The sequence below is a fragment of the Christiangramia sp. OXR-203 genome (assembly GCF_034372165.1).
GTDB lineage: Bacteria > Bacteroidota > Bacteroidia > Flavobacteriales > Flavobacteriaceae > Christiangramia.
Window position 1 is genome coordinate 2,146,373 of record NZ_CP139698.1, and the last position, 25,972, is coordinate 2,172,344.

Sequence of the window (25,972 nt, forward strand, 5' to 3'; positions counted from 1 at the left end):
TTAAATAATCTTACTTTTGGTGACCAAATTACATTTGTGAAGCAATTAACATTCATTATCATTTTTATAGCATTCATTTCCTGTAAGGATAATTCATCCCGGCAGGAACCTGGAAACCAGCAAGGTGAAACTATCTCCATGAAATATGCCCAGGAATTTAGCATTAAATCCTATGAAACTTATAAAATTCTGGAAGTTACAACTCCATGGCCTGGAGCTAAAGAACCTTTTAAATATCTACTCCACTCTGCTAATTCCACGATTCCCGATAGTATTGACTTTGATGAAAAACTGGAGATTCCTGTAAAAAATATTGTGGTAACCTCTACGACCCATATTCCTGCCCTCGAAGCGCTAGGTCTGGAAGATAAATTAAGCGGGTTTCCCGGAACTCGTTATATATCTTCAGAAAAAACAAGAAAACTAATCGATTCAGGCGAAGTACACGAACTTGGTCAAAATGAGAACATTAATACAGAGATTCTTATTGATCTATCACCAGATGTGGTTGTTGGATTCGCAATCGATGCTTCTAATAAAAGTCTTGAAACAATTAAAAATATCGGAATTCCCGTAATTTATAACGGAGACTGGACAGAAAAAACACCACTAGGTAAAGCTGAATGGATCAAATTTTTTGGCGTGCTGTTTGACAAAAATAAGGAAGCAGAAAAAATATTCGATGATATAGAAACTTCCTACCTCGAGGCTAAAGAATTAGCTTCCTTATCTAAAGATAAACCAGTGATCATAGCCGGTTCCATGTATAATGATAAGTGGTACATTCCTTATGGAAATAGCTGGCAGGCGCAATTTATTGACGATGCAAATGGCAATTATCTATATTCTGATACTAAAGGAGAAGGCAGTCTGGCGCTTTCTTTCGAAAGTGTACTGGAAAAAGCTGGTGACGCAGATATCTGGATAAGTTCCGGACAGTTTGAGAGTTATGCTCAACTTGCTGAGAACTCGGTTCACTACGATAAATTTAAGGTAGTACAGGATAAAGAGGTTTATACCGTGAGCTTATCAAAAGGCGCAACTGGCGGAGTTCTTTTCTATGAACTTGGTCCACAACGGCCTGATCTCATTCTAAAGGACCTGATCACAATTTTTCATCCTGATCTTCTTCAGGATCACGAAAATGTATTTTTCAAACCCCTCAACTAATGTGGAGCAGGAAAAAGTATAGTTTAACCATCGTCTTACTGGGAGTTGCGCTACTGTTCTGCCTGCTACTGAATATTAGTCTGGGATCGGTTAGCATACCCTTTTCTGAAGTAATTGCCTCTCTTACTGGTCTTGCGGTAGAAAAAGAAACCTGGAGATATATTATTGTGGAATTCAGATTACCGAAGGCGTTAACAGCGATCATCACAGGATCTGGACTGGCAGTTAGTGGTTTGCTTATGCAAACATTATTCAGGAATCCGCTAGCCGGACCATATGTTCTGGGTTTAAGCAGTGGTGCCAGCCTGGGAGTTGCCATCGTATTTATGGGATCTGCACTATTTGGTGCCGGTTTTGCCGCTATATTATTATCAAAATGGAGTCTCGTCATAGCTTCGAGTTTAGGTAGCTTACTTGTGCTACTAGCTGTTATCGTCGCATCACTGCGACTGAGAGACACTATGGCGATATTGATCATTGGCCTTATGTTTGCCAGTTTTACTGCTGCGATTGTTAGCGTTCTGGCCTACTTTAGTCCAGCTGCAGATCTACAGCAATATATATTCTGGTCCTACGGAAGTCTGGGAAACCTAAGTTGGGAAGAAGTAAGTATCCTGGCCATTTTCTGGACCGCAGGCATTCTGATAACTCTGGCTTCCATTAAAAATCTCAATTCCTTACTTCTTGGTGAACAGTACGCAAAAAGTATGGGGACTAATATTAAAAGAAACAGATTCCTGGTAATTTTGGCGACCAGCCTGCTCGCTGGCAGCATTACCGCATTCGCTGGTCCAATTGCATTCATAGGGCTGGCGGTACCGCATTTAATAAGACAGATCATCCCTTCTGCTAACCATATTATTTTGTTCCCGGCGATAATTTTTGGTGGAGCTATCTTAATGTTATTGTGTGATATTGTTTCTCAGTTACCCGGTAGTGAATTTAGTTTACCAATAAATGCCATCACTTCGCTTATTGGAGCACCCGTTGTTATTTGGCTTCTAATAAGAAAACGTAGATTTAATTTCTAATGGAGAACAAAAACTCAAATAGCATTTTAAAAACTAGCGAACTCTCCATAGGTTATTCTGTAAGATCTAAAGCTAAGATCATTGCTGAGAATATTGAATTTAAGATCGGGGCAAATGAACTTACTGCTGTTATAGGAGTAAATGGAGCTGGCAAATCTACTTTACTTAAAACATTAAGTAGATCACTTGAACCTATTAAGGGTGAAGTCATAATAAACAATAAAAGCATAAGTAATGTTAGTTCCGAAGAGCTTTCAAAACAGCTTAGCCTTGTTCTTACTGAACAGCATGTTTCAAGAAATTTAAGCGCACGCGAATTGATCGCCCTGGGTCGGCAACCATACACGAACTGGATCGGGAAACTGGATCTGGAGGATAAAGAAGCCGTGCAAAAAGCAATTGAGCTTGTCAATATTAAAGAACTCGCAAACAAAAAGTGCTATGAACTTAGTGACGGGCAGTTTCAGAAGGTCTTAATAGCCAGAGCAATTGCACAGGACACTTCTTTGATCATCCTGGATGAACCCACCACTCATCTTGACATTTACCATAAAGCCTTTATGCTGAAGTTACTAAAGCAACTTACAGAAAAAACCGGTAAGGCGATCATTTTTGCCACTCACGAGATCAACCTGGCCATACAACTATGCGATAAACTAATCATTTTAAAGGATGGCAAATCATTTACTGGTACACCGAAGGAATTGATGGCCTCTGGTGTATTTGATTCTTTATTTCCTTCTGAACTTATTACCTTCGACAGGCAATCGGCCAGCTTCAGAATAAGTAGCTAAAACCGATAAAAATCTGAAAGAATTTCCGAATTAATTAAATTTAGTAAAACCTCAATTTATGCCTGAACCAGTCTACCTGATAATTATCTGTGTATTCATTTTCACTTTAGGTTTCGCGCTTGCATACTTTTTGAAAGCTTCAAAATCAAAAGAGGTTATAAAAAACGCTGAATATCAAATTAATCAACTTAAACTTCAGATGGATGATATTAAGAGGTTTTATGACAGTCAGTTGAATGATAAAAAAATAAACATAGAACTACTCAAAAAGGAAAGCACGGAGAAGCTTCAGAAGAAGGAAGAGCAATTAGAAACTCTTAGAAATGAACGTGGAAAATTACAGATTCAACTTACACAGAAAGAAGCAGAAAACGAGCACCTGTTAGAAAAAAGTAAGACCCTTAAACTCGAAATTGAGAAGCTGCACGAAAAATTAAATGAGCAATTTGAAAATCTAGCCAATCGCATCTTCGAACACAAATCTGAAAAATTCACGGATCTAAATCAGAAGAATATTGCTGCAATTTTGAATCCGCTTGACAAAAAGCTAAAAGAATTTGAAGATAAAATTAATGATAGTAACCTGGCTTCAGTAAAGAGACATGCAGAACTTGGAGAAAAATTAAGGTTTCTAAATGAGCAAAATATCAAAATAAGTGAGGAGGCGAACAATCTCAGCAAAGCTTTAAAAGGGAACACCAAAATGCAGGGAAACTGGGGTGAAATGATCCTAGAGCGTGTTCTGGAAAAGAGCGGACTTACCAAAGGCAACGAGTATGATGTACAGCAAAGTTTTACCACAAAGGAAGGAAAACGTGTAATCCCAGATGTGGTGATCAACCTGCCGGGTGATAAAAAGATGATCGTAGATTCTAAGGTTTCCCTTAATGCTTATGAAAGATATGCGAATGCTGAAAATATCACAGAGCAGTCTGGTCATCTCAAAGATCATTTGATTGCTTTAAAACAGCGCGTTCAGGAATTAAGTAAGAAGAATTACCAGATGCTTCACCAGGAAGCAAGTCCAGACTTTGTATTGCTCTTTATCCCTATTGAAGCGGCGTTTGCGGTTGCCAGCAACGAAAACCCTAATCTTTATAACGAAGCCTTTGACCAAAACATCATTTTAGTAACTCCTACCACTCTGCTTGCGGTACTAAGAACCATCGAAAGTATGTGGCAGAATGAAAAGCAAAAGCAGAATGCGATAGAGATTGCAAACCAGGCCGGTGCTTTGTATGATTCTTTTACAAATCTTACCATAGAACTGGAAAAAGTTGGCAGACAGATTGGGACAGTTCAAAATTCATATGATGGTGCTATGAAAAAACTTACTGGAAAAGGGAATTTAATTAGAAAAGTGGAGCGTTTAAAAAAACTTGGAGCTAAAGCTTCAAAACAGATCGACCCTAAACTAATTCGTGACTCAAATTCAGAAACTTTGAACGAGAATTAAATATCTTGCAGCCATGAAATTCTGGATCAGTTCAATTTTATTCATCTTTTTATGCACCAGCCAGGCGCAGGAGATCTATTTCCCTGCAGACACACTCTGGGAATCAAAGTCACCTGAAATTTGTGATCTTAACCTGGATGCAGCAATAGACTTTGCCAGGAAAAATGAATATACTGGAGCCAGAGACCTTGAACAGGCCATTTTGAAGGGTTTTGAACGGGAACCGTTTCATAAGATCATGGGACCCGTAAAGGGACGTGGAGGCCCGGCGGGAATAATCCTGAAGAACGGCTATAAAATAGCCGAATGGGGCGACATTCAAAGAGTGGACATGACCTTTAGTGTCACCAAAAGCTTTCTTTCTACTACCGCATTGATCGCTTTACAGGAAAATATCATTCGTAATTTTAATGATAACGTATCAGGATATGTTTGGGATGGCACATTTGACGGTCCACACAACTCTCAAATTACATGGAAACACTTACTTCAGCAAAATTCTGACTGGAGTGGTGAGTTATGGGATAGCCATGACTGGGCAGACAGGCCCTCGGCAAGTGGAAATATAGATAGCTGGAGATCCCGGAAATTAAATGAACCTGGAACATTTTTTAAATATAATGATGTGCGAGTAAATGTACTCGCTTACAGCCTGTTGCAGGTCTTCAGAAAACCTTTACCTACCGTTTTAAAAGAAAATATTATGGATCCCATTGGGGCATCGCATTCCTGGCGGTGGTTTGGTTATGACAATTCCTGGACAACTATCGATGGTTATAAGATGCAATCTGTAAGCGGCGGTGGTCATTCCGGTGGCGGTATGTTCATCAATACTGAAGATATGGCCAGATTCGGATTATTATTCATGAATAATGGTGTGTGGAACGATAAAAAACTTCTTGAGAAAGATCTAATTAAGCAAGCTGTAATACCCTCTACTACCAACACCAATTATGGTTATATGTGGTGGCTGAATGCTAAAGGAGACCGACACATGGAAGGTTTGGATAAAGATCTTTTTTACGCAGCGGGATTTGGAGGTAATTTTATCATCATTGACCAGAAACAAAAATTAGTCATAGTGACCCGATGGCTTGAACCTTCCAAACTTGAAGAATTTCTTAACCTGATCTATAATAATCAATAACATGAAGAAAACACTAATATATATACTAGGCGGAATATTCATCCTCTGGCTGCTTTATTATGCATTTGTCTATTTCGTGCCATACAGCGAAGGAACCAGAAGCGGTGAGCTCATCAAATTCAGCCGTAAAGGAGTGATCACAAAGACCTGGGAAGGTGAAATAAGCCAGGGAATAAGTGGTGCTCAGATATTCAGTTTTTCTGTTCTTGATAAAAATGAAGAAGTGATTAAAGGCCTTCAGGAGTATGAAGGAGATTATGTAAAGCTTACCTACGTAGAACGCTATTCAACCTTCTTTTTCTGGGGAGACAGTAAATATTTCATTACTGAAGTAGAACAATCGCAAAGTCCACATTTTAGAAGATAATATGCAGCAAAATTACAAAAGCGTTGAAGCAAGCCAGGTAGTAATCTCGGAATTGATGCTGCCATCGCACTCCAATTTTAATGGCAAGATACATGGTGGCTATATATTATCCCTCCTTGATCAAATCGCCTTCGCATGCGCTTCCAAACATTCCAGGGCTTATTGTGTGACCGCAAGTGTGGATACCGTTGATTTCCTGAGGCCTATTGAGATCGGTGAACTGGTGACGATGAAAGCTTCTGTGAATTATGTGGGTAGAAGCTCCATGGTTATAGGGATTCGTGTGGAATCTGAAAATATTCAAACAGGTGACATCAAACATTGCAACAGCTCGTACTTTACGATGGTTGCAAAGGATAAAGATGGGAATTCCATTGAAGTTCCAGGTTTAGTCCTGAAATCTGATGATGAAATTCGGCGTTTTGCTAAAAGTATCAAACGTAAGAAAATGAAGGATTTCAGGGTTAAAGAATTTCATGAAACCGATTTTGCTTCTGAAAAATACTTGCATATCCTGGAAGATCACAAGGCTAAAATTGAGATGGATTCGTGAGATCGAACTGGTTTATCATAGCGATATTTGTTGCGATCGCAATAGCATACTTTCTTCCGCAGGGCCCGGAAATTTTACCTTTGAAAACTATCACCGATATAGGAATTGGACTTATATTCTTTTTCTACGGACTCAAATTATCGCCGGCAGAGTTTAAAGAGGGTTTGATGAATTACAAAATTCATATTATTATCCACTTAACAACTTTTGTTGTCTTCCCACTTTTATGTATCGCTTGTCTACCGCTATTTGAAAAGGGGCTACAAGCTGAATCCTGGATTGCGCTGTTCTTTCTCGGAACATTACCGTCCACCGTCTCATCATCTGTCGTAATGGTCGCATTAGCAAAAGGAAATCTTCCAGCTGCAATATTTAATGCCAGTTTATCTGGCCTTATCGGGATTTTCGCAACCCCACTTTGGCTTGGACTGGTTCTGGAAAGCACAACAGATTTTGACTTTCTGAGCGTATTACAAAAATTGATGCTGCAAATTGTAGCACCTCTACTTATTGGATTATTTCTTCAAAGGTTCCTGGGAAACTGGGCCAGAAAACATGGCAAGAAACTTAGTAATTTTGATAAGGCTACGATCATATTAATCATTTATACAAGCTTCAGCAATTCATTTTCCTCGAACATCTTTGCTGATATTAGCTGGAGCGAGATCTTGAAAATGGCAGGAATCGTTATTGTCCTTTTCTTCCTGGTTTACTACGGGACAATGTTCGCCAGCAAGGCACTAAAATTGAATACCGCCGATACCATCACTGCTCAATTCTGCGGAACAAAAAAATCATTAGTGCATGGTTCTGTAATGGTTCGGGTGATCTTTGGAAGTACAGCAAATTCAGGTTTGATACTACTTCCTATCATGCTATATCACTCCACACAACTCATCTTAATTGCATGGTTTGCTGAAAAATTTAGAAGCAGAAAATCAGATCTTCAATAATTGTCCTATTTTTATGCTGAATTATGAAAAACACTACCTACATTTTCCTTTCTCTCTGCATTTTTTTATTTGGCTGTAAATCTGAAGTACCTGAAAAAGTTGAAGAAGCTTCAGTAGAAAAACAGGAAATTGCAGCTCCAAAGACCGAAAGTATTCAGAAGATCGAATGCTACACTTACCTTGAAAACAAGGATACAATCTATATGGCTTTAAGGATTAAAGATGATTCTATTGTAGAAGGCGATCTGTCTTATTCACTGTTTGAAAAAGACCAGAACAAAGGTAATATTCGAGGAAGAATTTCCAATGATTCTCTTTTTGCCAGCTATCAATATACTTCAGAAGGAAAGGATTCAGAAAGAGAAGTATTCTTTTTGAAAAGCTCTGATGGCTTCGTTGAAGGCTTTACAGAAACTGAAGAATCTAATGGAAAAACCAGCTTCAGAAATAAAGATTTTAAGTTAAACGATAGCTACACCTTAAAGCGTACAGATTGCAGATAATCAGTTATTTAAATATACTGCGATTTCAGAAATATTCATCGTGAAAAAGATCCATCCCAGGATTAGAAACAAACCACCCAGAGGAGTAACCGGACCGAGTATTTTTAGCTTTTTATTGATCGAACTACTATACGTAAGACCATAAATACTGAAGGAAAACAGCAAGATCCCGATCATAAAAAACCAGGCGGTGAGCTGTTGTCCAGTTTGAGTAAACGGAAACACAATACCGGTAATGATCAATATGATCGCATGATACATTTGATATTTTACACCGGTTTCAAAACTCTTTAATTGATCATCATTAAAGGTTTTTTTAAGAGCGTGAGCTCCAAAGGCTCCTAAGATTACAGCGAGCACCCCCATTATTCCGCCAAAGGTTAAAACGAATTCTTTCATTTTCGACTATTAAAAAAGGCCATTCTTAACATAGAGTTCAGAATGACCTTTTGTTTCTATAAGTTTAATTACTTACTTAAGTACATTTTTCTTCTGGAATATAGATCGTAGAACTCATCGTCCTTCAAACTATCAATGAACAGGATACTTTCCCCGGTGCTTTTCATTTCAGGCCCAAGCTGCTTATTTACATTATAAAATTTATTGAATGAGAAGACAGGTTGTTTAATGGCGTAACCTTCCAGCTGAGGATTAAAGTTGAAATCCTTTACCTTCTTTTCCCCAAGCATTACTTTGGTCGCGTAATTCACGTAAGGCTCCTTATAAGCCTTCGCGATGAACGGTACAGTTCTCGAAGCTCTGGGATTCGCTTCGATAATAAATACTTTATCATCCTTGATCGCAAATTGAATATTGATCAATCCAACTGTATTAAGCGCCAGAGCGATCTTGCGAGTGTGATCCTTGATTTGCTGCATTACCAGGTCTCCCAGGTTAAATGGCGGTAATAAGGCATGAGAATCACCAGAATGTATTCCACAAGGCTCGATATGTTCCATGATCCCTATAATGTAGACATCCTCTCCATCACAGATCGCATCTGCTTCAGCCTCAATTGCTCCATCAAGGTAATGATCCAGTAGTAATTTATTGTTAGGAATTTTTCTAAGAAGGTCTACCACATGAGCTTCCAGTTCATCCTTATTTATCACGATCTTCATTCCTTGACCTCCAAGCACATAGGATGGTCTTACCAATATAGGGAAATCAAGTTCTTCAGCAAGTTTAAGGGCTTCGTCTGCATTTTCTGCAGTTCCAAAGTCTGGATAAGGAATATCGTTCTTTTGCAGTAAAGTTGAAAAACTACCTCTGTCCTCAGCAAGATCCAGGGCCTCATAACTGGTCCCCATGATCTTTATTCCGTAGCGATCAAGTTTTTCAGCAAGTTTAAGAGCCGTTTGCCCTCCAAGCTGCACTATAACTCCTTCCGGTTTTTCATGCTGAATAATGTCATAAATATGCTCCCAGAAAACAGGTTCGAAATACAACTTATCTGCCGTGTCGAAATCTGTGGAAACAGTCTCAGGATTACAATTGATCATGATAGTCTCATAACCACATTCTGCAGCAGCAAGTACACCGTGAACACAACTGTAATCAAATTCTATCCCCTGTCCTATCCTGTTTGGCCCGGAACCAAGCACTATGATCTTCTTCTTATCTGAAACTTTGCTTTCGTTATCTGTGTAGTATTCTCCATCCTTGGAACGAATTCCTTCCTCGAACGTGGAATAGTAATACGGAGTCAAAGCTTCAAATTCAGCAGCACAGGTATCTACAAGTTTATAAACCCGGTTAATCTGTAATTCTTCTCTCTTTTTATAAACTTCGCTTTCCAGGCAATCAAGCATATGTGCAATTTGCCTATCAGCAAAACCTTTCTGTTTGGCTTCTAGAAGTAGATCTTTAGGAAGGTTATCTTTATCATATTTAGTAATCTCCACTTCAAGAGCGTGAAGATCCTCATATTGTTTCAGGAACCACATGTCGATCTTGGTGATCTCGTGTATTCTACTAAGAGGTATTCCCATTTGTATGGCATCGTAAATCACAAAGACACGATCCCAGCTAGGGTTAGTTAATTTATCTATGATCTGATCATAATCCTTATAACCTTTCCCATCTGCACCCAATCCATTTCGCTTGATCTCAAGTGATTGTGTAGCTTTATGAAGAGCTTCCTGGAACGAACGTCCAATTCCCATCACTTCCCCTACAGATTTCATCTGAAGACCTAATGTGCGATCTGATCCTTCGAACTTATCAAAGTTCCAGCGAGGGATCTTAACGATCACATAATCAAGTGAAGGCTCGAATAATGCTGAAGTTGATTTAGTGATCTGGTTTTCAAGTTCATCCAGATTATAACCTAAAGCAAGTTTTGTAGCCACCTTTGCAATAGGATATCCTGTTGCTTTAGAAGCTAAAGCTGAAGATCTCGATACACGCGGATTGATCTCAATTGCTACGATATCTTCCTTTTCATCAGGACTAACTGCAAATTGCACATTACAACCTCCAGCAAAATCACCAATACTACGCATCATTTTAATAGCAAGATCACGCATTCTTTGATACGTCTTATCGCTAAGCGTCATCGCAGGAGCAACAGTGATCGAGTCTCCGGTATGGATTCCCATTGGATCCATATTTTCAATGGCACAAATAATTACTACGTTATCATTTTTATCTCGCAGTAATTCCAATTCATATTCTTTCCAGCCTAACAAAGCTTTATCAATTAACACTTCGTGAATAGGAGAAGCTTCAAGACCTCTGGAAAGCATCTCATCGAAATCCTCAGCACGGTGCACGAAACTGGCTCCACCCCCACCAAGGGTAAAGGATGCTCTAATTACTAATGGAAATCCAAATTCCTGAGCAACTTCCTTTCCTTGCAAATAAGAGGTCACCGTTTTGGCCGGAGCGACTGGCACTCCAAGTCTCCCCATTAGCTGCTTGAACTGCTCGCGATCTTCACAAATATTGATTGCATCGATATCAACACCAATAAGCTTCACATTGAAATCACTCCAAATACCTTTTTCATCTGCTTCGATACATAAATTCAGTGCAGTTTGACCACCCATAGTTGGTAGAACAGCATCGATCTCAGGATGATCCTTCAGAATTTCAATAATGGATTTTGTGGTAAGTGGTTTAAGATATACATGATCGGCCATGGAAGGGTCGGTCATGATGGTTGCAGGATTGGAATTGATAAGTATGGTTTTAATCCCGTCCTCTCGCAGAGATCTAAGAGATTGAGTACCTGAGTAATCGAACTCACAGGCCTGGCCAATGATAATTGGACCAGATCCAATGATTAAAACGCACTTGATGTTGTTGTTTTTAGGCATGATTAAGATTTGATCGTGTTGTTAGTTGTGTACTATAAAATTAAGAAGCGTCTGGGTATAAAAAAAGGCGTTACTCAAAAAGTAACACCTTTAATATTTCAATTAATGATAATCATTAATGCTTATGTCTGTTTTCAGAAGATACAGATAGTTTCTTTCTTCCTTTAGCTCTTCTTCTAGCAAGGACTTTTCTACCGTTGGCACTTGCCATACGCTCCCTAAAGCCGTGCTTATTTTTTCTTTTTCTTTTGGATGGTTGAAACGTTCTTTTCATTGTGAATATCTTTTATCTTCTAAATTCGTTTATCTGTCTTAAAAACTGCGTGCAAATATACAAAGCTTTTTATGTACTGCAAATACTAAACATAAAAAATTTTAATAGTTTTTACTACCTTTGCCGCCGGAAAACAATTTTATCTATGTTCAATAAGAATATCAAACTATTTATCGCAGGATTACTTATCGCCGTTGCTGTCTGGCAATTTATTGAAGGGGAGATTGGAAATGGAATTGCTCTAATTCTACTTTCCGGAATCTTTATTTTCCTGTATTTTAAGAATGAAATGATACTTCTGGCTTTTCTAAGACTTAGAAAACAAGATTTTCCAGGCGCGAAAAGATGGCTTGACAAGATTAAAGATCCTGAAAAGGCACTAGTGCCAAAGCAACAGGGATATTACTGGTACCTGCATGGTCTAATGGTTTCTCAAACCAATATGACCCAGGCTGAAAAGTTCTTTAAACGCGCTATCAAACTTGGACTTTCAATGGATCATGACCTTGCGATGGCAAAATTGAACCTCGCTGGAATCGCTATGACCAAAAGAAGAAAGAGAGAAGCGACAACATTACTGAGTGAAGCTAAGAAACTGGACAAACATGGAATGCTAAATGACCAGATTAGAATGATGAAAGAGCAGATGAAAAAGATCTAATTAAGAGTTTTTTAAAACCTCTTTTCTTTCAACAAATAAATTGGTATTTAAACGAGTATATTTCTGAAACGTCTTTATTCATAATACTTTTAGGGAGTAAGCTCCAAAAATAGATTATGAAAAGACTGTTACTTTTGTTAACGCTTCTTTTTATTACCTCCCATTTATTCGCCCAGCAAGATCTGGACGACAAATATTATTTCACCGAAGCACTTTTTGAGCATTTATCTGACTATAATAAGAAGGCGGATGCTGCATTTCGAGCTAATAAATATGAAAAAGCCCAGGAGCTCTTTGAAGAGTTTACTTCGGAACAGCTGGCAGGTTCTTACATGAATAATTTTAAGTTTAAGAACCTTCGAAATCGTGAAGTTGAGCTTTACGATTTTAATAAACCAACCTTTCTTATTACTTATGCCAGCTGGTGTATTCCTGCAAAAGGAGAAATTCCTGCAATTAACGAATTAGCGAAAGAATATTCTGATAGAGTAGATTTCGTGGTATTGTTCTGGGATAAGCGTGAAACTGTCAAGAAACTTTCAGATCAATTCAACTCTCAAATTTCTGTAGTATACGTGGATGAATCTGAAAATAACGGTGGTTATGTCGTGAAACAATTGAAGCATTCACTAGGGCTCCCAACTTGTTTTTTACTTTCCGAAGATAAGAGGATAACATCTATTCGTAGAAGCGTATTCTCAGGACCTGCAATTGACCTCGAAACGGCCTATCAAAAAAACTACATCGCACTAGAAACCTCTATTTCAAAAAACCTGATTCCCGAGTACGACGAAGTGTATGCTGACAATGTTAGCGTAGACTAATCTAGTTTAGGATACTGACCTGCTTCAGGGATTTCAATATAATAAGTCTTTCTTGACGAATTATTGAGATGATCATCCCTTAACCAGGGGTTATGAATTTTCAAAGTTTTATAATTGATTCCGAATTCTCTTGCAAAATCCGGGAAATTCGCTACAGCAGTATCTACTTTCACTTTATTTAGCTGAATTGGCGCGTAAAGATCTTCTTCATCGTAATCGAATCCATATTTTTTAGGATTGTTCATAATCTCCTTCAGGGCAAGAATTCTAAAAACATACCTACCAGTCTCTTCTCCTAGTAAAAGCTCATAATATTCATCAACCTTCTGTCTATCCAATTGCTTATCTACACCATACTGCCCGGCATTGTATGAAGCCGCAGCCAATGTCCAGGAACCAAAACGTGCCTTTGCTTTCTTCAGATAATCTGCAGCTACACGGGTAGATTTCTCTATGTTATAGCGCTCATCTACGTTAGCATTGATCTCTAATCCATACTCCTTCCCTGTTCCTTCAAGAATTTGCCAGAAACCCACTGCCTTAGCAGGGGACACCGCCTGAGTCAAACCACTTTCTATAACTGCAAGATATTTGAAGTCTTCAGGTATCCCTTCTTCCTGTAAAACTGGTTCTATGATTGGGAAAAACTTATTAGCTCGTTTTATAAGTAACAAAGCATTCGATTGCCAGTAGGTATTGACCAGAAGTTCTCTATCCATTCTTTCATAAACATCTGGATCTGCCAGTGGAACGGGCTCACCCGCAAAATCCAGATTTGTTGGCACAGGCAACGCCTTGATCCGGTAGTTGTTTGCAACACTACGATCTTTGATAGTGTCAGCTACTGTACTACCGGACTCAGTTGAATTTAATTCACCATCCTGCACATATGCATTAATACTTACCCCCAGGACCGTTAAAATCCCTACAAATATCAATGCGCTTTTCAATAAATTCATATGTAATTATTTAAGTTCTTTTAATCAATTCTCCGGTTTCGATAATTGCAGGTAGATTTTCGTTAAACCACCTGAATCTGTTTACAACCATAATATGCGTCCCGCCTTTAACGATGATTGCATTATCAATATTTTTTACTGGAAAAACTTCATCCTGATCACCATGAATATGAATTACCTTTTCATCAGGCTTTTCACACTTCCAGTTCACCATTTGTTTTATGGACCAGTCCAGATATTGCTTGTCTGTAATAGAAATATACTGTTTATATAATTTCGCACGTTTTTTAAGAAATGGTCCAATTGCATACTTCTCAAATTGGTCTACGTAATTCACAAGACTTGTAGGTACTATTCGAAATAAGCCTGTTCTGGCAGCGAATTTCATATGTGGAGGTAGCTCGTTCGTACATTTTACACTAGATATTATAATAAGCCTCTTCAAGTCCAGAAACTTTGCCATCTCCTGTACAATAACCCCTCCAAAAGAAACGCCTATCAATACAATGTTCTCATGTTTAATAAACTGAAGCATTCTTTTCGAATAATCTTCAAGTGATTCATCTGTCTCAGGAATTACCCACTCAAGCAAATGTGTTTCATACTTTTCCGCAGGTAAAATCAGGTTTTCAAAAATTGTTGGAGCTGCTGCCATACCCGGCATGAAGTAAACATGTATACGCTTCTGCAAACTAATCTTTTTAACATGCGAGTTACATGAAATGCACTCACAAAATCGTAAATTGAACAATCAAAATTAGCCTTTAATCTTAGACTTTCAAATCTTATAACTCATAAATAATGGATAAAATATTTCACGCTGCAGGATCTCGTGGTACCGCTAATCATGGCTGGTTGAACGCTAATTTCTCCTTTAGCTTTGCTAATTATTTCGATCCTAGTAAAACAAATTTCGGACTGCTTCGTGTACTTAATGATGACTACGTTAAATCTGGAATGGGATTTGGCACTCATCCACATAAGGATATGGAGATCATTTCAATTCCTCTCAAGGGTGCAATAAAACATAAAGATTCCATGGGCCACACTGCAGTTATTGAGCAGGGTGAAGTACAGGTAATGAGCGCCGGAACAGGTGTGGAACATAGCGAATTTAATTCCTCAAATGAAGAATTAAACATGCTCCAGATCTGGATCTTTCCGGATAAGAGTGGACATGAACCACGGTATGACCAAAAGAATTACAGCAAACAGTTAGATACTGGTGAGTTGGTTACAGTAGTAGCTCCAATGGGTCATAATGATGAAAACGCCTTGAAAATTCATCAAAACGCTTTCCTGTCAATTCAAAAGACCGAAGCTGGCAGGAATATTGAGTATAATTTAAATAACAAGACCAATGGTGTCTATATCTTTATGATAGAGGGAGATTCAGAAATTGATAATTTAAAGCTTTCAAAGCGCGATGCTGTTGGTATCTGGAATACTCCGAAGATAAATGTTGACGTTAAAAATGAATCAACGGTACTTTTTATTGAAGTACCTATGAATTAATTCTTGAAATATGAGTGTAGAAGAAATGAAGATTACAGACAATGAATTTTTGAGACAGTTTGAAACTGAAATTGATGGAGAACTCTGCATTATAGAATACTCTCAACAAGATAGAAAGATCTTCTTAACCAAGATAAAAGTATCTGAGAAAGTTCTGGACAAGCAAAATGATTTTATAGAAGCGGTTCTTTCCAGGATTAGCGAAACCAACATGAGAGTGGTTCCTACAAACCCAACCATTGCTGGTTTTATGCGGAAAAACAGAAGAAAATACAAAGATCTACTTCCTGTAGGTATTAATATTTAAACCAATTCTTCCTGTAGCATTTCGAATCTTACCAGGCCATCTTCATCGATCTCGGTAAGATTCACTTTTTTAAGTGTATTTACCATCTCTGGATTCCACGGTGCTTTAACCTTTACGTAGTTTTCTGTAAATCCGTGAATATAACCAGATTTGTTCTCTCCTTCGAATAGAACCGTTGATGTATTCCCAAGCTGACTTTCATAAAAAGCTCTGCGCTTTTTAGCAGATAAGCCTCTCAGCATTTTACTCCTTTTCTTCCTTACCTTTAACGGGACTACTCCATCCATCTCCGCTGCCGGCGTATTATCCCTTTCTGAATAAGTAAAAACATGCAGGTATGATATATTCAATTCCTGAAGAAAATTATAGGTCTCCAGAAAATGCTCATCAGTTTCACCTGGAAAGCCAACAATTACATCTACGCCAATACAGGCATCTGGCATGACTGACCTGATCTTATTCACACGATCTACATATAGATCACTAAGATAGCGCCTGCGCATACGCTTCAGCATATCGTCACTTCCACTTTGAAGTGGAATGTGAAAATGAGGAACAAAAGTTTTACTTGAAGCTACAAAATCGATCGTTTCATTTTTCAGCAGGTTGGGTTCTATAGAAGAAATTCGAAGTCTTTCAATCCCTTCAACTTCATCCAGTGCCTGTACGAGCTCAAGAAAAGTATGTTCATGCTTTTTATTTCCGAATTCACCTTTCCCGTAGTCTCCAATATTCACTCCCGTGAGAACGATCTCTTTGATTCCCTGTTCTGAAATTTCCGAAGCATTTTGAAGAACATTTTCAAGACGGTCGCTTCTGGAAATACCTCTGGCCAAAGGGATGGTGCAATACGTACATTTATAATCACATCCATCCTGAACTTTCAAAAAAGCGCGAGTACGATCACCTATAGAATAAGAACCCACGTAGAAATCGGCTTCATCGATCTCGCAGCTATGAACTTCACCATGATCATTCTTGGTGAGGTCGTTAAGGTAGTCTGTAATTTTGAATTTTTCAGTGGCACCCAGGACAAGATCCACACCATCTACCGCGGCTAGTTCTTCTGGTTTCAATTGAGCATAGCAACCAACTGCAATAAGGAAAGCATCTTCATTAGCTTTCTGAGCATGCTTGACAATGGTTTTGAATCGTTTATCTGCATTTTCAGTAACAGAACAGGTGTTGATCACGTATATATCTGCCGCTTCTTCAAACTCCACCCTCTGGAATCCTTCATTCTCAAAAGATCTAGCGATCGTGGAAGTTTCAGAAAAATTCAGCTTACAGCCAAGGGTATAAAATGCTACTTTTTTTGCGCTCATGATCAATTCGTCTATTCCTGTAATTCGGGCTGCAAAGATACCAACTTAAAGTGTTTCTAAAAAATCAATTATCAAGCTGAAAATCAAATGCTCAACTCTGGTTTATAGAGTTTAATCCCGTCGCCATTTAGCGGAATAATCGAAAATATGCTCCATAATCTTTTCATCGACTGCGGTGAGCTCTACTCCCCGTCGTTGCATTACCAGTCTGGCGGTCTCAAAAACCTTAGTAAGTTTGTATGTTGTTGTTCCTGCACTTCCACCCCAACTATAAGAAGGAATAAAGTTTCTAGGGAAACCACTTCCAAAAATATTAGCACTCACTCCAACTACAGTCCCGGTATTAAACATGGTATTGATCCCACATTTACTGTGATCTCCCATTATAAGTCCGCAGAATTGCAACCCGGTATCCGCAAATCTTGCTGTCTCATAATCCCATAAACGAACGGCGGCATAATTATTCTTAAGATTGCTGTTATTGGAATCGGCACCTATATTACACCACTCGCCAAGTACAGAATTCCCTAAAAAGCCATCATGTCCTTTATTAGAATTCTGAAACAACACAGAGTTACTAATCTCACCACCCGCTTTACATGAAGGCCCGATGGTAGTTGCGCCATAAATTTTAGCACCCATCTTGATCGTTGCAGATTCCCCTAAAGCGAAAGGGCCTTTAATCAGCGATCCTTCCATAACTGTAGCATTTTTACCAATATAAATGGGACCATCACTGGCATTTAAGGAACAGTTCTCCACGCTGGCTCCTTCCTCAATAAAAATGTTTTCTGAAACCTTGGTATAATTAGAAGAATCTATCATCTGAGAAGTTCTTCCTTTGGTTAAATGATCAAAATCTAACTGAATAGCTTCAGCATTTTTAGAGAAGATATCCCAGGTATGAGCAACAACAAAAGGCTTTCTGGATGATTCTTTAAGCTGAAGATCTTCAGGAGATGGTTCAGAATTACCTTCAAACTTATATGCTATTAAGATGTCTTCAAAAACTAATTTTTCGCCATGCTGAAGTGCTGAAATTTCCTGCAGTAATTTGTCATCCGGTAAAACAGAAGCATTGATAAAAATATTTGAACCTTCTAATTTCAATGGCCACTTTTCTGAAAGATATTCTTCAGTTTTAGTTGAAGTAATCAAATTCAATCGTTGCTCCCATTTTTCTCGGATGGTTAGTATCCCTATTCGTAGATCAGCTACTGGTCTGGTGAATGTAAATGGTAATAGATTATTTCGGAAAGTACCGTCAAATAGAATATAGTTCATATCGAATGCTTTGATTCAGCAAAAATAAAGTTTCCAGTGAAACGGACTGCTGCTAAAATGAAAAAGCCGCTAAAAGCGGCTTTATATGTCGAAAATTCGGAAGAATTACTTCTTCTTAAATTTTGAGTATTTGTTCTTGAACTTGTCAATTCTACCTGCAGTATCCAGTAATTTGGTCTGTCCAGTATAGTATGGGTGAGAAGTTCTGGAAATTTCCAGTTTTACTAACGGGTATTCAGTTCCGTCAACTTCAATAGTTTCTTTTGTTTTTGCTGTAGATTTAGTTAAAAACACGTCTTCGTTAGACATATCTTTAAATGCTACTAATCTATAATTTTCCGGATGGATTCCCTGCTTCATCGCTTTGATCTTTTAATTTTCGAGGTGCAAATTTAACTAATTACTACTTACGAACAAATAAAATTGAAAAAAGTTTTTATTTATTATTGAGTGTAACGTTTCCTTATATTTGTTAACTAACTGCTAAACTAATCAAACTTTAATTGAACAATGGAAACTCCAGCTAAAAAAATTTCTTCATCCTATGGTTTATACTTAGGATTATCTTTAATTCTAATTGCAGTACTAGCTTACGCCTTTGATCTGAGTTTATTTACTAAATGGTGGTTTGGGATATCAATGCTAGTATTTGTCATCATTATGGCATGTATGTCAACTAATAAAGCTAAAAAAGTTAGCACAAACTTATTCAGTTTTAAAGATGCATATGGCGCTTACTTCTTAACAGTCTTTATTGGAACATTCATTTCCCTAGTATTTGGAATTATTTTATTTAATGTAATAGATTCGGATGCTGCTAGAACTTTGAATGAACTTACCATTGAATCAACTGTAAAGATGATGGAAGGTTTTGGTTCTCCGGAATCTCAAATCAACGAAACGGTTAAACAATTACAAGAAACTAATCAATTCTCCATCATGAACCAATTGAAAGGTTACGGCTTTCAACTAATTATGTATGCGGTAATAGGATTAATCGTAGCTTTGATCTTTAGAGAGAAAGATAAGACAAACGCATAGTTCATGCAGATATCGGTAGTTATACCATTACTCAACGAAGAGCAATCTTTGGTTGAATTATATAATTGGATCGCAAAAGTATTGCGATCCAATTCCTTTTCTTATGAGATCATCTTTATTGATGATGGCAGCACAGATGGTTCCTGGAAGACAATTGAATCACTTTCTGAAGCCGATGATCGTGTAAAAGGTATACGTTTTAATAGGAATTACGGGAAATCCCAGGCTTTGCATGCTGGTTTTATCGAAGCCCAGGGTGATGTGGTCATCACTATGGATGCCGATCTTCAGGACAATCCTGATGAAATTCCAGAATTATACGCCCTTATCAAGGAGCAGAAATACGACCTTGTTTCGGGATGGAAAAAGAAGCGCTATGATAATGTGATCACCAAAAACCTTCCTTCCAAACTATTTAATGCTGCTGCCAGAAAAACTTCCGGAGTAAAATTAAATGATTTCAATTGCGGACTCAAAGCTTACCGAAAAGAAGTGATAAAAAACATCGATGTCTACGGTGAAATGCATCGATACATTCCTGTACTTGCGAAAAATGCCGGTTACAGTAAGATCACCGAAAAGGAAGTTAAACACCAGGCTCGCAAATATGGTAACACAAAATTTGGCGCCAGTAGATTTATTAATGGTTTCCTGGACTTAATCAGTATTTGGTTTCTTTCCAAATTTGGACGCAGACCTATGCATCTATTTGGAGCTCTGGGTGTTCTAATGTTTATCATCGGTTTTGTCTCGGCCTTTCTTATTGGTGTTTCCAAGCTCTATAAATTGTATCATGGCCTACCTAACGTACTGGTAACTCAGAATCCCTGGTTCTATATTTCACTTGCAGTGATGATTATAGGCACACAATTTTTTCTTGCTGGTTTTCTGGGAGAGCTTATTCTTCGTTCAAAGCGTGAGAAAGAGCGCTACCTGATACGAAAAACCACCAGTAATATTTAGTACCTTTCTCGTATTAATCATTATTTTTGTTTAGTAAAACCAACTAATTATGGCAACAAATAAACCTGAAATTCTTCAGAAGGCACAGGCGTGGCTTACTGATATCTTTGATGCAGACACTAAAACCGAGATCAATCGACTTATAAATGATGATCCGGGTGAGCTGGAAGAAAGCTTTTATAAAAATGCTGAATTTGGTACAGGTGGAATGCGTGGTGTTATGGGCGTTGGTACAAATCGTATCAACAAATATACCTTAGGTAAAAATACTCAGGGACTTTCAGATTATTTGAAAAAATCTTTTCCAGGAGAGCAGGTTAAAGTAGCTATTGCTTACGATTGCAGACATAATAGTAATACATTAGCCAAAGTTGTAGCTGATGTCTTTTCAGCGAACGATATCAAAGTTTATCTCTTTTCTGATCTACGACCGACTCCTGAGTTATCTTTTGCAGTTAAAGAATTAGATTGTCACTGCGGAATCGTGCTTACCGCAAGCCATAATCCACCAGAATACAATGGTTATAAGGTTTACTGGCAGGACGGTGGACAATTGGTTCCACCACAGGATAAAGAAGTGATCGAAACTATCAATAATCTTGACTATACTGAAGTTAAATTTGAAGCGAACGAATCATTGATCGAAAAGATCGACCAAAAGGTTGACGATTCATTTGCAAAAGCTTCCGTAGAAAATGGAAGTTTTGATACTTCAGCTACCGCAAAGAGCAATCTTAAAGTAGTATTTACTTCTCTCCACGGAACTTCTATTACGATGGTTCCTGAAGTTCTGGAAAAGGCAGGATTCAGTAATGTCCATATTGTTGAGGAACAGCGTAAACCAGATGGTAATTTTCCAACAGTGAAATCACCAAACCCGGAAGAACCTGAAGCATTAAAAATGGCTTTGGAAAAGGCTGAAGAAATCGATGCTGATATTGTTATAGGAACAGACCCGGATTGTGACAGACTTGGAGTTGCCGTTCGCGATTTGGATGGTAAAATGGTACTTCTTAATGGAAATCAAACCATGTTGGTGATGACCTGGTTTCTTCTGGAGGAATGGAAAAAACAGGATAAGATCAAAGGATCAGAGTTTGTTGCTTCTACCATAGTTTCCACTCCAATGATGAAGAATTTAACCGAATCATACGGAGTCGAATATAAAGAAGTTCTTACAGGATTTAAATGGATCGCAAAACTCATCAAGGACCACCCGGAAATGAATTTCGTTGGTGGTGGAGAAGAGAGTTTTGGTTATATGGTTGGTGATTTTGTGAGAGATAAAGATGCGGTAACCGCTACCCTACTTGCCTGTGAGATCGCAGCAAAAATGAAAGCAGAAGGGAAGTCATTTTATCAGAAACTTCTTGAGCTTTATACTGAGCATGGTCTTTTTCGCGAAGAACTTATATCCCTTGTAAAAAAAGGGATTCAGGGAGAGCAGGAGATCAAGCAAATGCTGGTAGATCTTAGAGAAAATCCATGGGAAGAGATCGATGGAGAAAAAGTGGTATTAGTGGAAGACTACCACGCCTCTACTGCTAGAAATGTATTAGAACGAAATGAGTCTGTTATCGATATTCCTAAATCCAATGTTCTCATATATTATACTGAAAATGGAACGAAGATCGCGGCAAGACCAAGTGGTACAGAGCCAAAGATCAAATTCTACATCAGTGTAAATTCACAATTGGATGATATACAGAATTACGATACTGAAAATCAGAAATTAAGTGATAAGATTGCCCGAATCAAAGACGAATTAAAACTGGGCTAAATTTCTTTAAATGACCTATTTTAGAAAGATCATGATGTTCGCAATGCCGTACAGGAAGTTTGCGTTCCTCAATATTATATGTAATATTTTCTATGCGATTTTTAGCACTTTATCCTTTATTGCGCTAATACCTGTGATCCAGGTACTTTTCGATAAAACAAAAAGAGTTGCTGAGAAACCAGTTTATACTGGAATTTCAAATGCTAAGGATTATTTTTCAGATTACTTTAATTACGAAGTCACGCAGAGAGTGAACGAGGATGAAGTTGCTGCACTTGTATTTATCTGCGGAATTGTGGTTCTCCTCTTTTTTCTTAAAAACTTGTTCGGTTACCTTAGTTCATTCTTTCTTACATTTCTTCGCAATGGCGTACTTCGTGACCTTCGTGATGCGATGTATAAAAAGATACTTGCCTTGCCAGTATCCTATTTTTCAGAAAAAAGAAAAGGTGATACGATTTCACGAATCACTGCCGATGTAAACGAGGTTCAGACTTCGTTTCTTTCCATTCTGGAACTCATTGTACGAGAACCGCTCACCATATTATTTACAATTCTGGCAATGCTGGTTATGAGTGTACAGTTAACACTCTTCGTTTTTATATTTCTACCAATTGCTGGTTTCATCATAAGTTTAATAGGAAAACAATTAAAGCGAAAGTCGAATCTGGCTCAGGAGGAAAACGGTCATTTTCTTAGCATTGTTGAGGAGACACTTTCCAGTTTAAAAATTGTAAAAGGTTTTAATGCGGAGAGTAAGTTTTACGATAGGTTTCAGCAAAGCACTAATAGACTCAAGGAAATCCTGAATAGTCTTATAAACAGGCAGAACCTCGCATCACCAACCAGTGAATTCCTGGGAATCTTTGTTATTGTAGTTATTCTATGGTTTGGTGGTAACATGGTTCTTGTCGAAGAATCTCTGGATGCAGCAACTTTTATAGCCTTTCTGGGATTAGCTTACAATATCCTGACACCAGCAAAACAAATTTCTAAAGCTACTTACAGCGTTAAGAAAGGTGATGCGGCAGCAGAAAGGATTTTGCAGGTTCTCGAAACACCTCCCACCATTACAGACCATCCAGATGCAATTGATAAGAAAGATTTCGAAACAGGCATAGAGATCTCAAATGTGGATTTCGCCTATGAAGATGATAAGGTATTAAAACAGTTCTCAATCTCTGTCAACAAAGGTGAAACTGTCGCCCTTGTAGGACAATCTGGATCTGGAAAATCTACTATTGCAAATTTGATCACCAGGTTCTATGATGTAAATGCTGGAACTATTAAGATTGACGGAATCGATATCAGGAAAATGAAGAAATCTGATCTTCGTGATCTACTTGGTCTGGTTACCCAGGATTCAATATTATTTAATGATAGCATTCGGAATAATATAGCACTGGGTAAAGATGATGCTACAGATGTAGAGATTATTGATGCTTTAAAAATTGCCAACGCCTGGGAATTCGTGAAAGAACTTCCCAAACAGCTGGATACAAATATTGGAGATAGCGGAAATAAATTGAGTGGTGGCCAGAAGCAACGTTTATCTATCGCTAGAGCTGTACTTAAAAACCCACCAGTTATGATACTTGATGAAGCCACTTCTGCCCTGGATACTGAAAGTGAAAAACTGGTTCAGAAAGCTTTGGAGAATATGATGAAGAACCGAACCTCTATCGTGATCGCGCACAGATTATCTACGATACAGAATGCAGACAAGATTGTCGTGATGCAAAAAGGTGAAATTGTGGAACAGGGAAAACATCAGGAATTGATCGACGCCAATGGAACCTATAAAAAATTGGTTGCCATGCAGTCTTTCGAATGATTTTATGAAGTAACAACATAAAAAAAAGGATGACTACATAGGTATCATCCTTTTTTTAATTATTATTCTCACTTGGGGCAGCAAGAATAATGCGATATAATTCAATTTTTAAGGGGCAAAAAAAGGATTAAATCTTTTAACTGTTGTAAATATACGTTAAAATGCATATCAACCAAATTTATTTTGCTTTTAATCCGTAAATACTTCCTTTCGTCCGAATATTTAGTTGTTTTGTAAGTTAATCTTTACAAGCTTTTATTTCAATCTCCGTTTTGACCGATGATCGAATTGAATATCTTTGCATTGAACGTCCATTATGTCCAACACACCAGAAGCTGAACAGGATCTTATCCTAAGATTGCAGAAGCAATCAACTTCCCAGGAAGCTTTCATGGAATTGATCACGCTTTATAAAGAGCGTTTGTACTGGCATATCCGGAATATTGCAAAAAGTCATGATGATACAGACGATATTTTGCAGAATACCTTCATAAAGATCTTCAGAAATATTGATAAATTTAAAGGAGATAGCAAACTGTACAGCTGGATGTACCGTATCGCGACTAACGAAGCGATCACATTTATCAATAAAAAAGCCCGACGCCTAAAGATCACTTCTGAAGAGTTACAGGATCAAATTATCGATAATCTTGAAAGTGACGTATATTTTGAAGGAAGTGAAATACAATTGAAATTACAAAAAGCCATCGCCACGCTTCCGCAGAAACAACAACAGGTCTTTAATATGAAATATTTCGAAGAACTGAAATATAGAGAAATGGCAGAGATTTTGAGTACTAGTGAAGGAGCCTTGAAAGCTTCGTATCACATTGCGACCAAGAAGATCGAAGAATTTTTAAAGTCGAATTAAACCATTACTAAAAAACCAAGTCATAAGTACGATGAAAACCGATAATTTTAAACATAAGAACAATTCTGGATTTAAAGTCCCGGAAACTTATTTCCAGGATCTTGAACATAGTCTTATGAATAAAATTTCTCACGAAAAAGAACTACCTGCGATCGAAAGTTCAGGTTTTACTACGCCAGATAATTATTTCGATGAGCTTGAAGATAGTATCCTGTCAAAAACTTTTACTCCTGAAACCAAAGTTGTACCGTTATTCAAAAAAGAATACTGGCTATATGCCTCAGCCATCGCTGCAATCCTGGTCATCATGCTTGGCAATTTCTTTCCTTCTAACCAAACTAATGATCTTGGATGGGATGATATTGAGGTTACAGCATTAGAAAATTACATTTACGATAGTTACGAAATGGGAAGTATCGATCTTAATAGTGTTGAATATTCAGATTTGATAACTCAAGGTGACCTGGAAGCTGACTTTACCGAAATTGATACTGAGGCAGCTTTCGAATATATTGATGAGAACGTTGAAGATCCATCTTATATAATGGACTAATTATGAAAAAATACCTACTTATAATTCTATTTCTTTTGCCAGCAAATATTTTACTGGCACAGGAAAAAAGTGAAGACCGGGAAGCACAGCATAAGAGGATTAAAGCTTTAAAAGTGGCTTTTATTACTCAGGAACTTGAACTTACCGATAAACTGGCTCAGGAATTCTGGCCAATTTATAATGAATACGAACGAAAGAAGCGAAAACTTCATGAACGTGAGCATATTGAACTGGAAGATGTAAATTGCTATAATGAGGACCAGGCAGAAGATCTTCTAAATGAATTCCTTTCTGTTGAAAACGAAGAATACAAGATCAAGAAACAACTCTTTAAAGACTTGAAGCAGATCATTACAGCGAAAGACATTATTAAATTACATAAACTCGAGGATGAATTTCATAAAAAGCTCATTAGAGAATACAGAGCGAAAAAAGGAAATAATAAATCGAGTGACGAATAATATTGGTTAAGTATTTGGTTAGAATG

28 protein-coding genes are annotated in these 25,972 nt (G+C 37.8%); 20 read left to right on the plus strand and 8 right to left on the minus strand.

The window, feature by feature from the left end; genetic code table 11:
* The first annotated feature begins 36 nt into the window (after nt 1-36).
* The 9 genes from T8I65_RS09915 to T8I65_RS09955 are packed head-to-tail and all read left to right on the plus strand — an operon-like array spanning nt 37 to nt 7,974.
* The gene (locus T8I65_RS09915; RefSeq protein ID WP_322300453.1) at nt 37-1,170 is read left to right on the plus strand and encodes an ABC transporter substrate-binding protein; all 1,134 of its coding nucleotides are present in this window, start codon (nt 37-39) and stop codon (nt 1,168-1,170) included.
* Nucleotides 1,170-2,201: an iron ABC transporter permease gene (locus tag T8I65_RS09920; RefSeq protein ID WP_322300454.1), complete on the plus strand. Its 1,032-nt coding sequence runs from the start codon at nt 1,170-1,172 to the stop codon at nt 2,199-2,201. Before T8I65_RS09915 ends, T8I65_RS09920 begins: the two co-directional genes overlap by 1 nt.
* Nucleotides 2,201-2,995: an ABC transporter ATP-binding protein gene (locus T8I65_RS09925; protein WP_322300455.1), complete on the plus strand. Its 795-nt coding sequence runs from the start codon at nt 2,201-2,203 to the stop codon at nt 2,993-2,995. Before T8I65_RS09920 ends, T8I65_RS09925 begins: the two co-directional genes overlap by 1 nt.
* Nucleotides 2,996-3,053: 58 nt before the next feature.
* Nucleotides 3,054-4,451, plus strand: a complete 1,398-nt coding sequence (gene rmuC, locus T8I65_RS09930) for a DNA recombination protein RmuC (protein ID WP_322300456.1) — start codon at nt 3,054-3,056, stop codon at nt 4,449-4,451.
* A 13-nt stretch (nt 4,452-4,464) separates the two neighbouring features.
* The gene (locus T8I65_RS09935) at nt 4,465-5,598 is read left to right on the plus strand and encodes a serine hydrolase (protein ID WP_322300457.1); all 1,134 of its coding nucleotides are present in this window, start codon (nt 4,465-4,467) and stop codon (nt 5,596-5,598) included.
* Between the two features lies 1 nt (nt 5,599).
* A complete protein-coding gene (locus tag T8I65_RS09940; protein ID WP_322300458.1) occupies nt 5,600-5,965 on the plus strand; it encodes a 6-phosphogluconate dehydrogenase in 366 nt (121 codons plus the stop codon).
* Between the two features lies 1 nt (nt 5,966).
* Complete coding sequence (locus tag T8I65_RS09945) at nt 5,967-6,518, plus strand: acyl-CoA thioesterase (protein ID WP_322300459.1); 552 nt, start codon at nt 5,967-5,969, stop codon at nt 6,516-6,518.
* Complete coding sequence (locus T8I65_RS09950) at nt 6,515-7,471, plus strand: bile acid:sodium symporter family protein (protein WP_322300460.1); 957 nt, start codon at nt 6,515-6,517, stop codon at nt 7,469-7,471. The genes T8I65_RS09945 and T8I65_RS09950 overlap by 4 nt, the downstream gene beginning before the upstream one ends.
* Nucleotides 7,472-7,494: 23 nt before the next feature.
* Nucleotides 7,495-7,974 (plus strand): hypothetical protein, encoded by a 480-nt coding sequence (locus tag T8I65_RS09955; protein ID WP_322300461.1) that lies wholly within the window; start codon nt 7,495-7,497, stop codon nt 7,972-7,974.
* On the opposite strand, the gene T8I65_RS09960 is transcribed toward T8I65_RS09955, so the two are convergent.
* The 3 genes from T8I65_RS09960 to rpmH form a co-directional block, all read right to left on the minus strand.
* Complete coding sequence (locus tag T8I65_RS09960) at nt 7,975-8,373, minus strand: DUF423 domain-containing protein (protein ID WP_322300462.1); 399 nt, start codon at nt 8,371-8,373, stop codon at nt 7,975-7,977.
* 68 nt (nt 8,374-8,441) lie between these two features.
* Nucleotides 8,442-11,294 carry a carbamoyl-phosphate synthase large subunit gene (gene carB, locus T8I65_RS09965; protein ID WP_322300463.1) on the minus strand — a complete coding sequence of 951 codons (2,853 nt, stop codon included), beginning with the start codon at nt 11,292-11,294 and terminating at the stop codon, nt 8,442-8,444.
* 115 nt (nt 11,295-11,409) lie between these two features.
* Nucleotides 11,410-11,568: a 50S ribosomal protein L34 gene (rpmH, locus tag T8I65_RS09970; protein ID WP_011708966.1), complete on the minus strand. Its 159-nt coding sequence runs from the start codon at nt 11,566-11,568 to the stop codon at nt 11,410-11,412.
* A 145-nt stretch (nt 11,569-11,713) separates the two neighbouring features.
* On the opposite strand from rpmH, the gene T8I65_RS09975 reads away from it, so the two are divergent.
* Both T8I65_RS09975 and T8I65_RS09980 read left to right on the plus strand, forming a co-directional pair.
* Nucleotides 11,714-12,229 carry a DUF2892 domain-containing protein gene (locus T8I65_RS09975; protein WP_322300464.1) on the plus strand — a complete coding sequence of 172 codons (516 nt, stop codon included), beginning with the start codon at nt 11,714-11,716 and terminating at the stop codon, nt 12,227-12,229.
* A gap of 116 nt (nt 12,230-12,345) precedes the next feature.
* Nucleotides 12,346-13,053, plus strand: coding sequence for a TlpA family protein disulfide reductase (locus T8I65_RS09980; protein WP_322300465.1), 708 nt, complete (start codon nt 12,346-12,348; stop codon nt 13,051-13,053).
* Here the strand turns inward: T8I65_RS09980 and T8I65_RS09985 are convergent.
* Together T8I65_RS09985 and T8I65_RS09990 are read right to left on the minus strand one after the other, a co-directional pair.
* Entirely contained in the window at nt 13,050-14,012 is a 963-nt protein-coding gene (locus T8I65_RS09985; RefSeq protein ID WP_322300466.1) for a lytic transglycosylase domain-containing protein, read from the minus strand. The genes T8I65_RS09980 and T8I65_RS09985 overlap by 4 nt on opposite strands.
* A 10-nt stretch (nt 14,013-14,022) precedes the next feature.
* Entirely contained in the window at nt 14,023-14,703 is a 681-nt protein-coding gene (locus tag T8I65_RS09990) for an alpha/beta hydrolase (protein ID WP_322300467.1), read from the minus strand.
* 110 nt (nt 14,704-14,813) lie between these two features.
* On the opposite strand from T8I65_RS09990, the gene T8I65_RS09995 reads away from it, so the two are divergent.
* Both T8I65_RS09995 and T8I65_RS10000 read left to right on the plus strand, forming a co-directional pair.
* A complete protein-coding gene (locus T8I65_RS09995) occupies nt 14,814-15,527 on the plus strand; it encodes a pirin family protein (RefSeq protein WP_322300468.1) in 714 nt (237 codons plus the stop codon).
* A gap of 10 nt (nt 15,528-15,537) precedes the next feature.
* Complete coding sequence (locus tag T8I65_RS10000; RefSeq protein ID WP_322300469.1) at nt 15,538-15,834, plus strand: GNAT family N-acetyltransferase; 297 nt, start codon at nt 15,538-15,540, stop codon at nt 15,832-15,834.
* On the opposite strand, the gene mtaB is transcribed toward T8I65_RS10000, so the two are convergent.
* From mtaB to T8I65_RS10015, 3 genes are all read right to left on the minus strand, one after another.
* Nucleotides 15,831-17,159, minus strand: coding sequence for a tRNA (N(6)-L-threonylcarbamoyladenosine(37)-C(2))-methylthiotransferase MtaB (gene mtaB / locus T8I65_RS10005; RefSeq protein WP_322300470.1), 1,329 nt, complete (start codon nt 17,157-17,159; stop codon nt 15,831-15,833). The genes T8I65_RS10000 and mtaB overlap by 4 nt on opposite strands.
* Nucleotides 17,160-17,270: 111 nt before the next feature.
* Nucleotides 17,271-18,443 (minus strand): GlmU family protein, encoded by a 1,173-nt coding sequence (locus T8I65_RS10010; protein WP_322300471.1) that lies wholly within the window; start codon nt 18,441-18,443, stop codon nt 17,271-17,273.
* Between the two features lie 105 nt (nt 18,444-18,548).
* Nucleotides 18,549-18,803 (minus strand): type B 50S ribosomal protein L31, encoded by a 255-nt coding sequence (locus T8I65_RS10015; protein ID WP_026916023.1) that lies wholly within the window; start codon nt 18,801-18,803, stop codon nt 18,549-18,551.
* A 150-nt stretch (nt 18,804-18,953) separates the two neighbouring features.
* Between T8I65_RS10015 and T8I65_RS10020 the strand changes: the two genes are divergently transcribed.
* From T8I65_RS10020 to T8I65_RS10050, 7 genes are all read left to right on the plus strand, one after another.
* Nucleotides 18,954-19,484: a DUF4199 domain-containing protein gene (locus T8I65_RS10020; protein ID WP_322300472.1), complete on the plus strand. Its 531-nt coding sequence runs from the start codon at nt 18,954-18,956 to the stop codon at nt 19,482-19,484.
* Between the two features lie 3 nt (nt 19,485-19,487).
* Entirely contained in the window at nt 19,488-20,447 is a 960-nt protein-coding gene (locus T8I65_RS10025; RefSeq protein ID WP_322300473.1) for a glycosyltransferase family 2 protein, read from the plus strand.
* A gap of 49 nt (nt 20,448-20,496) precedes the next feature.
* Nucleotides 20,497-22,227, plus strand: coding sequence for a phospho-sugar mutase (locus T8I65_RS10030; RefSeq protein ID WP_322300474.1), 1,731 nt, complete (start codon nt 20,497-20,499; stop codon nt 22,225-22,227).
* A 10-nt stretch (nt 22,228-22,237) separates the two neighbouring features.
* The gene (locus T8I65_RS10035) at nt 22,238-24,061 is read left to right on the plus strand and encodes an ABC transporter ATP-binding protein (RefSeq protein ID WP_322300475.1); all 1,824 of its coding nucleotides are present in this window, start codon (nt 22,238-22,240) and stop codon (nt 24,059-24,061) included.
* Between the two features lie 316 nt (nt 24,062-24,377).
* Nucleotides 24,378-24,932 (plus strand): RNA polymerase sigma factor, encoded by a 555-nt coding sequence (locus T8I65_RS10040; RefSeq protein ID WP_322300476.1) that lies wholly within the window; start codon nt 24,378-24,380, stop codon nt 24,930-24,932.
* Nucleotides 24,933-24,963: 31 nt separating this feature from the next.
* On the plus strand, nt 24,964-25,485 hold the full coding sequence (locus T8I65_RS10045; protein WP_322300477.1) for a hypothetical protein: 522 nt from the start codon (nt 24,964-24,966) through the stop codon (nt 25,483-25,485).
* A 2-nt stretch (nt 25,486-25,487) separates the two neighbouring features.
* A complete protein-coding gene (locus tag T8I65_RS10050; protein WP_322300478.1) occupies nt 25,488-25,946 on the plus strand; it encodes a hypothetical protein in 459 nt (152 codons plus the stop codon).
* Nucleotides 25,947-25,972: the final 26 nt, after the last annotated feature.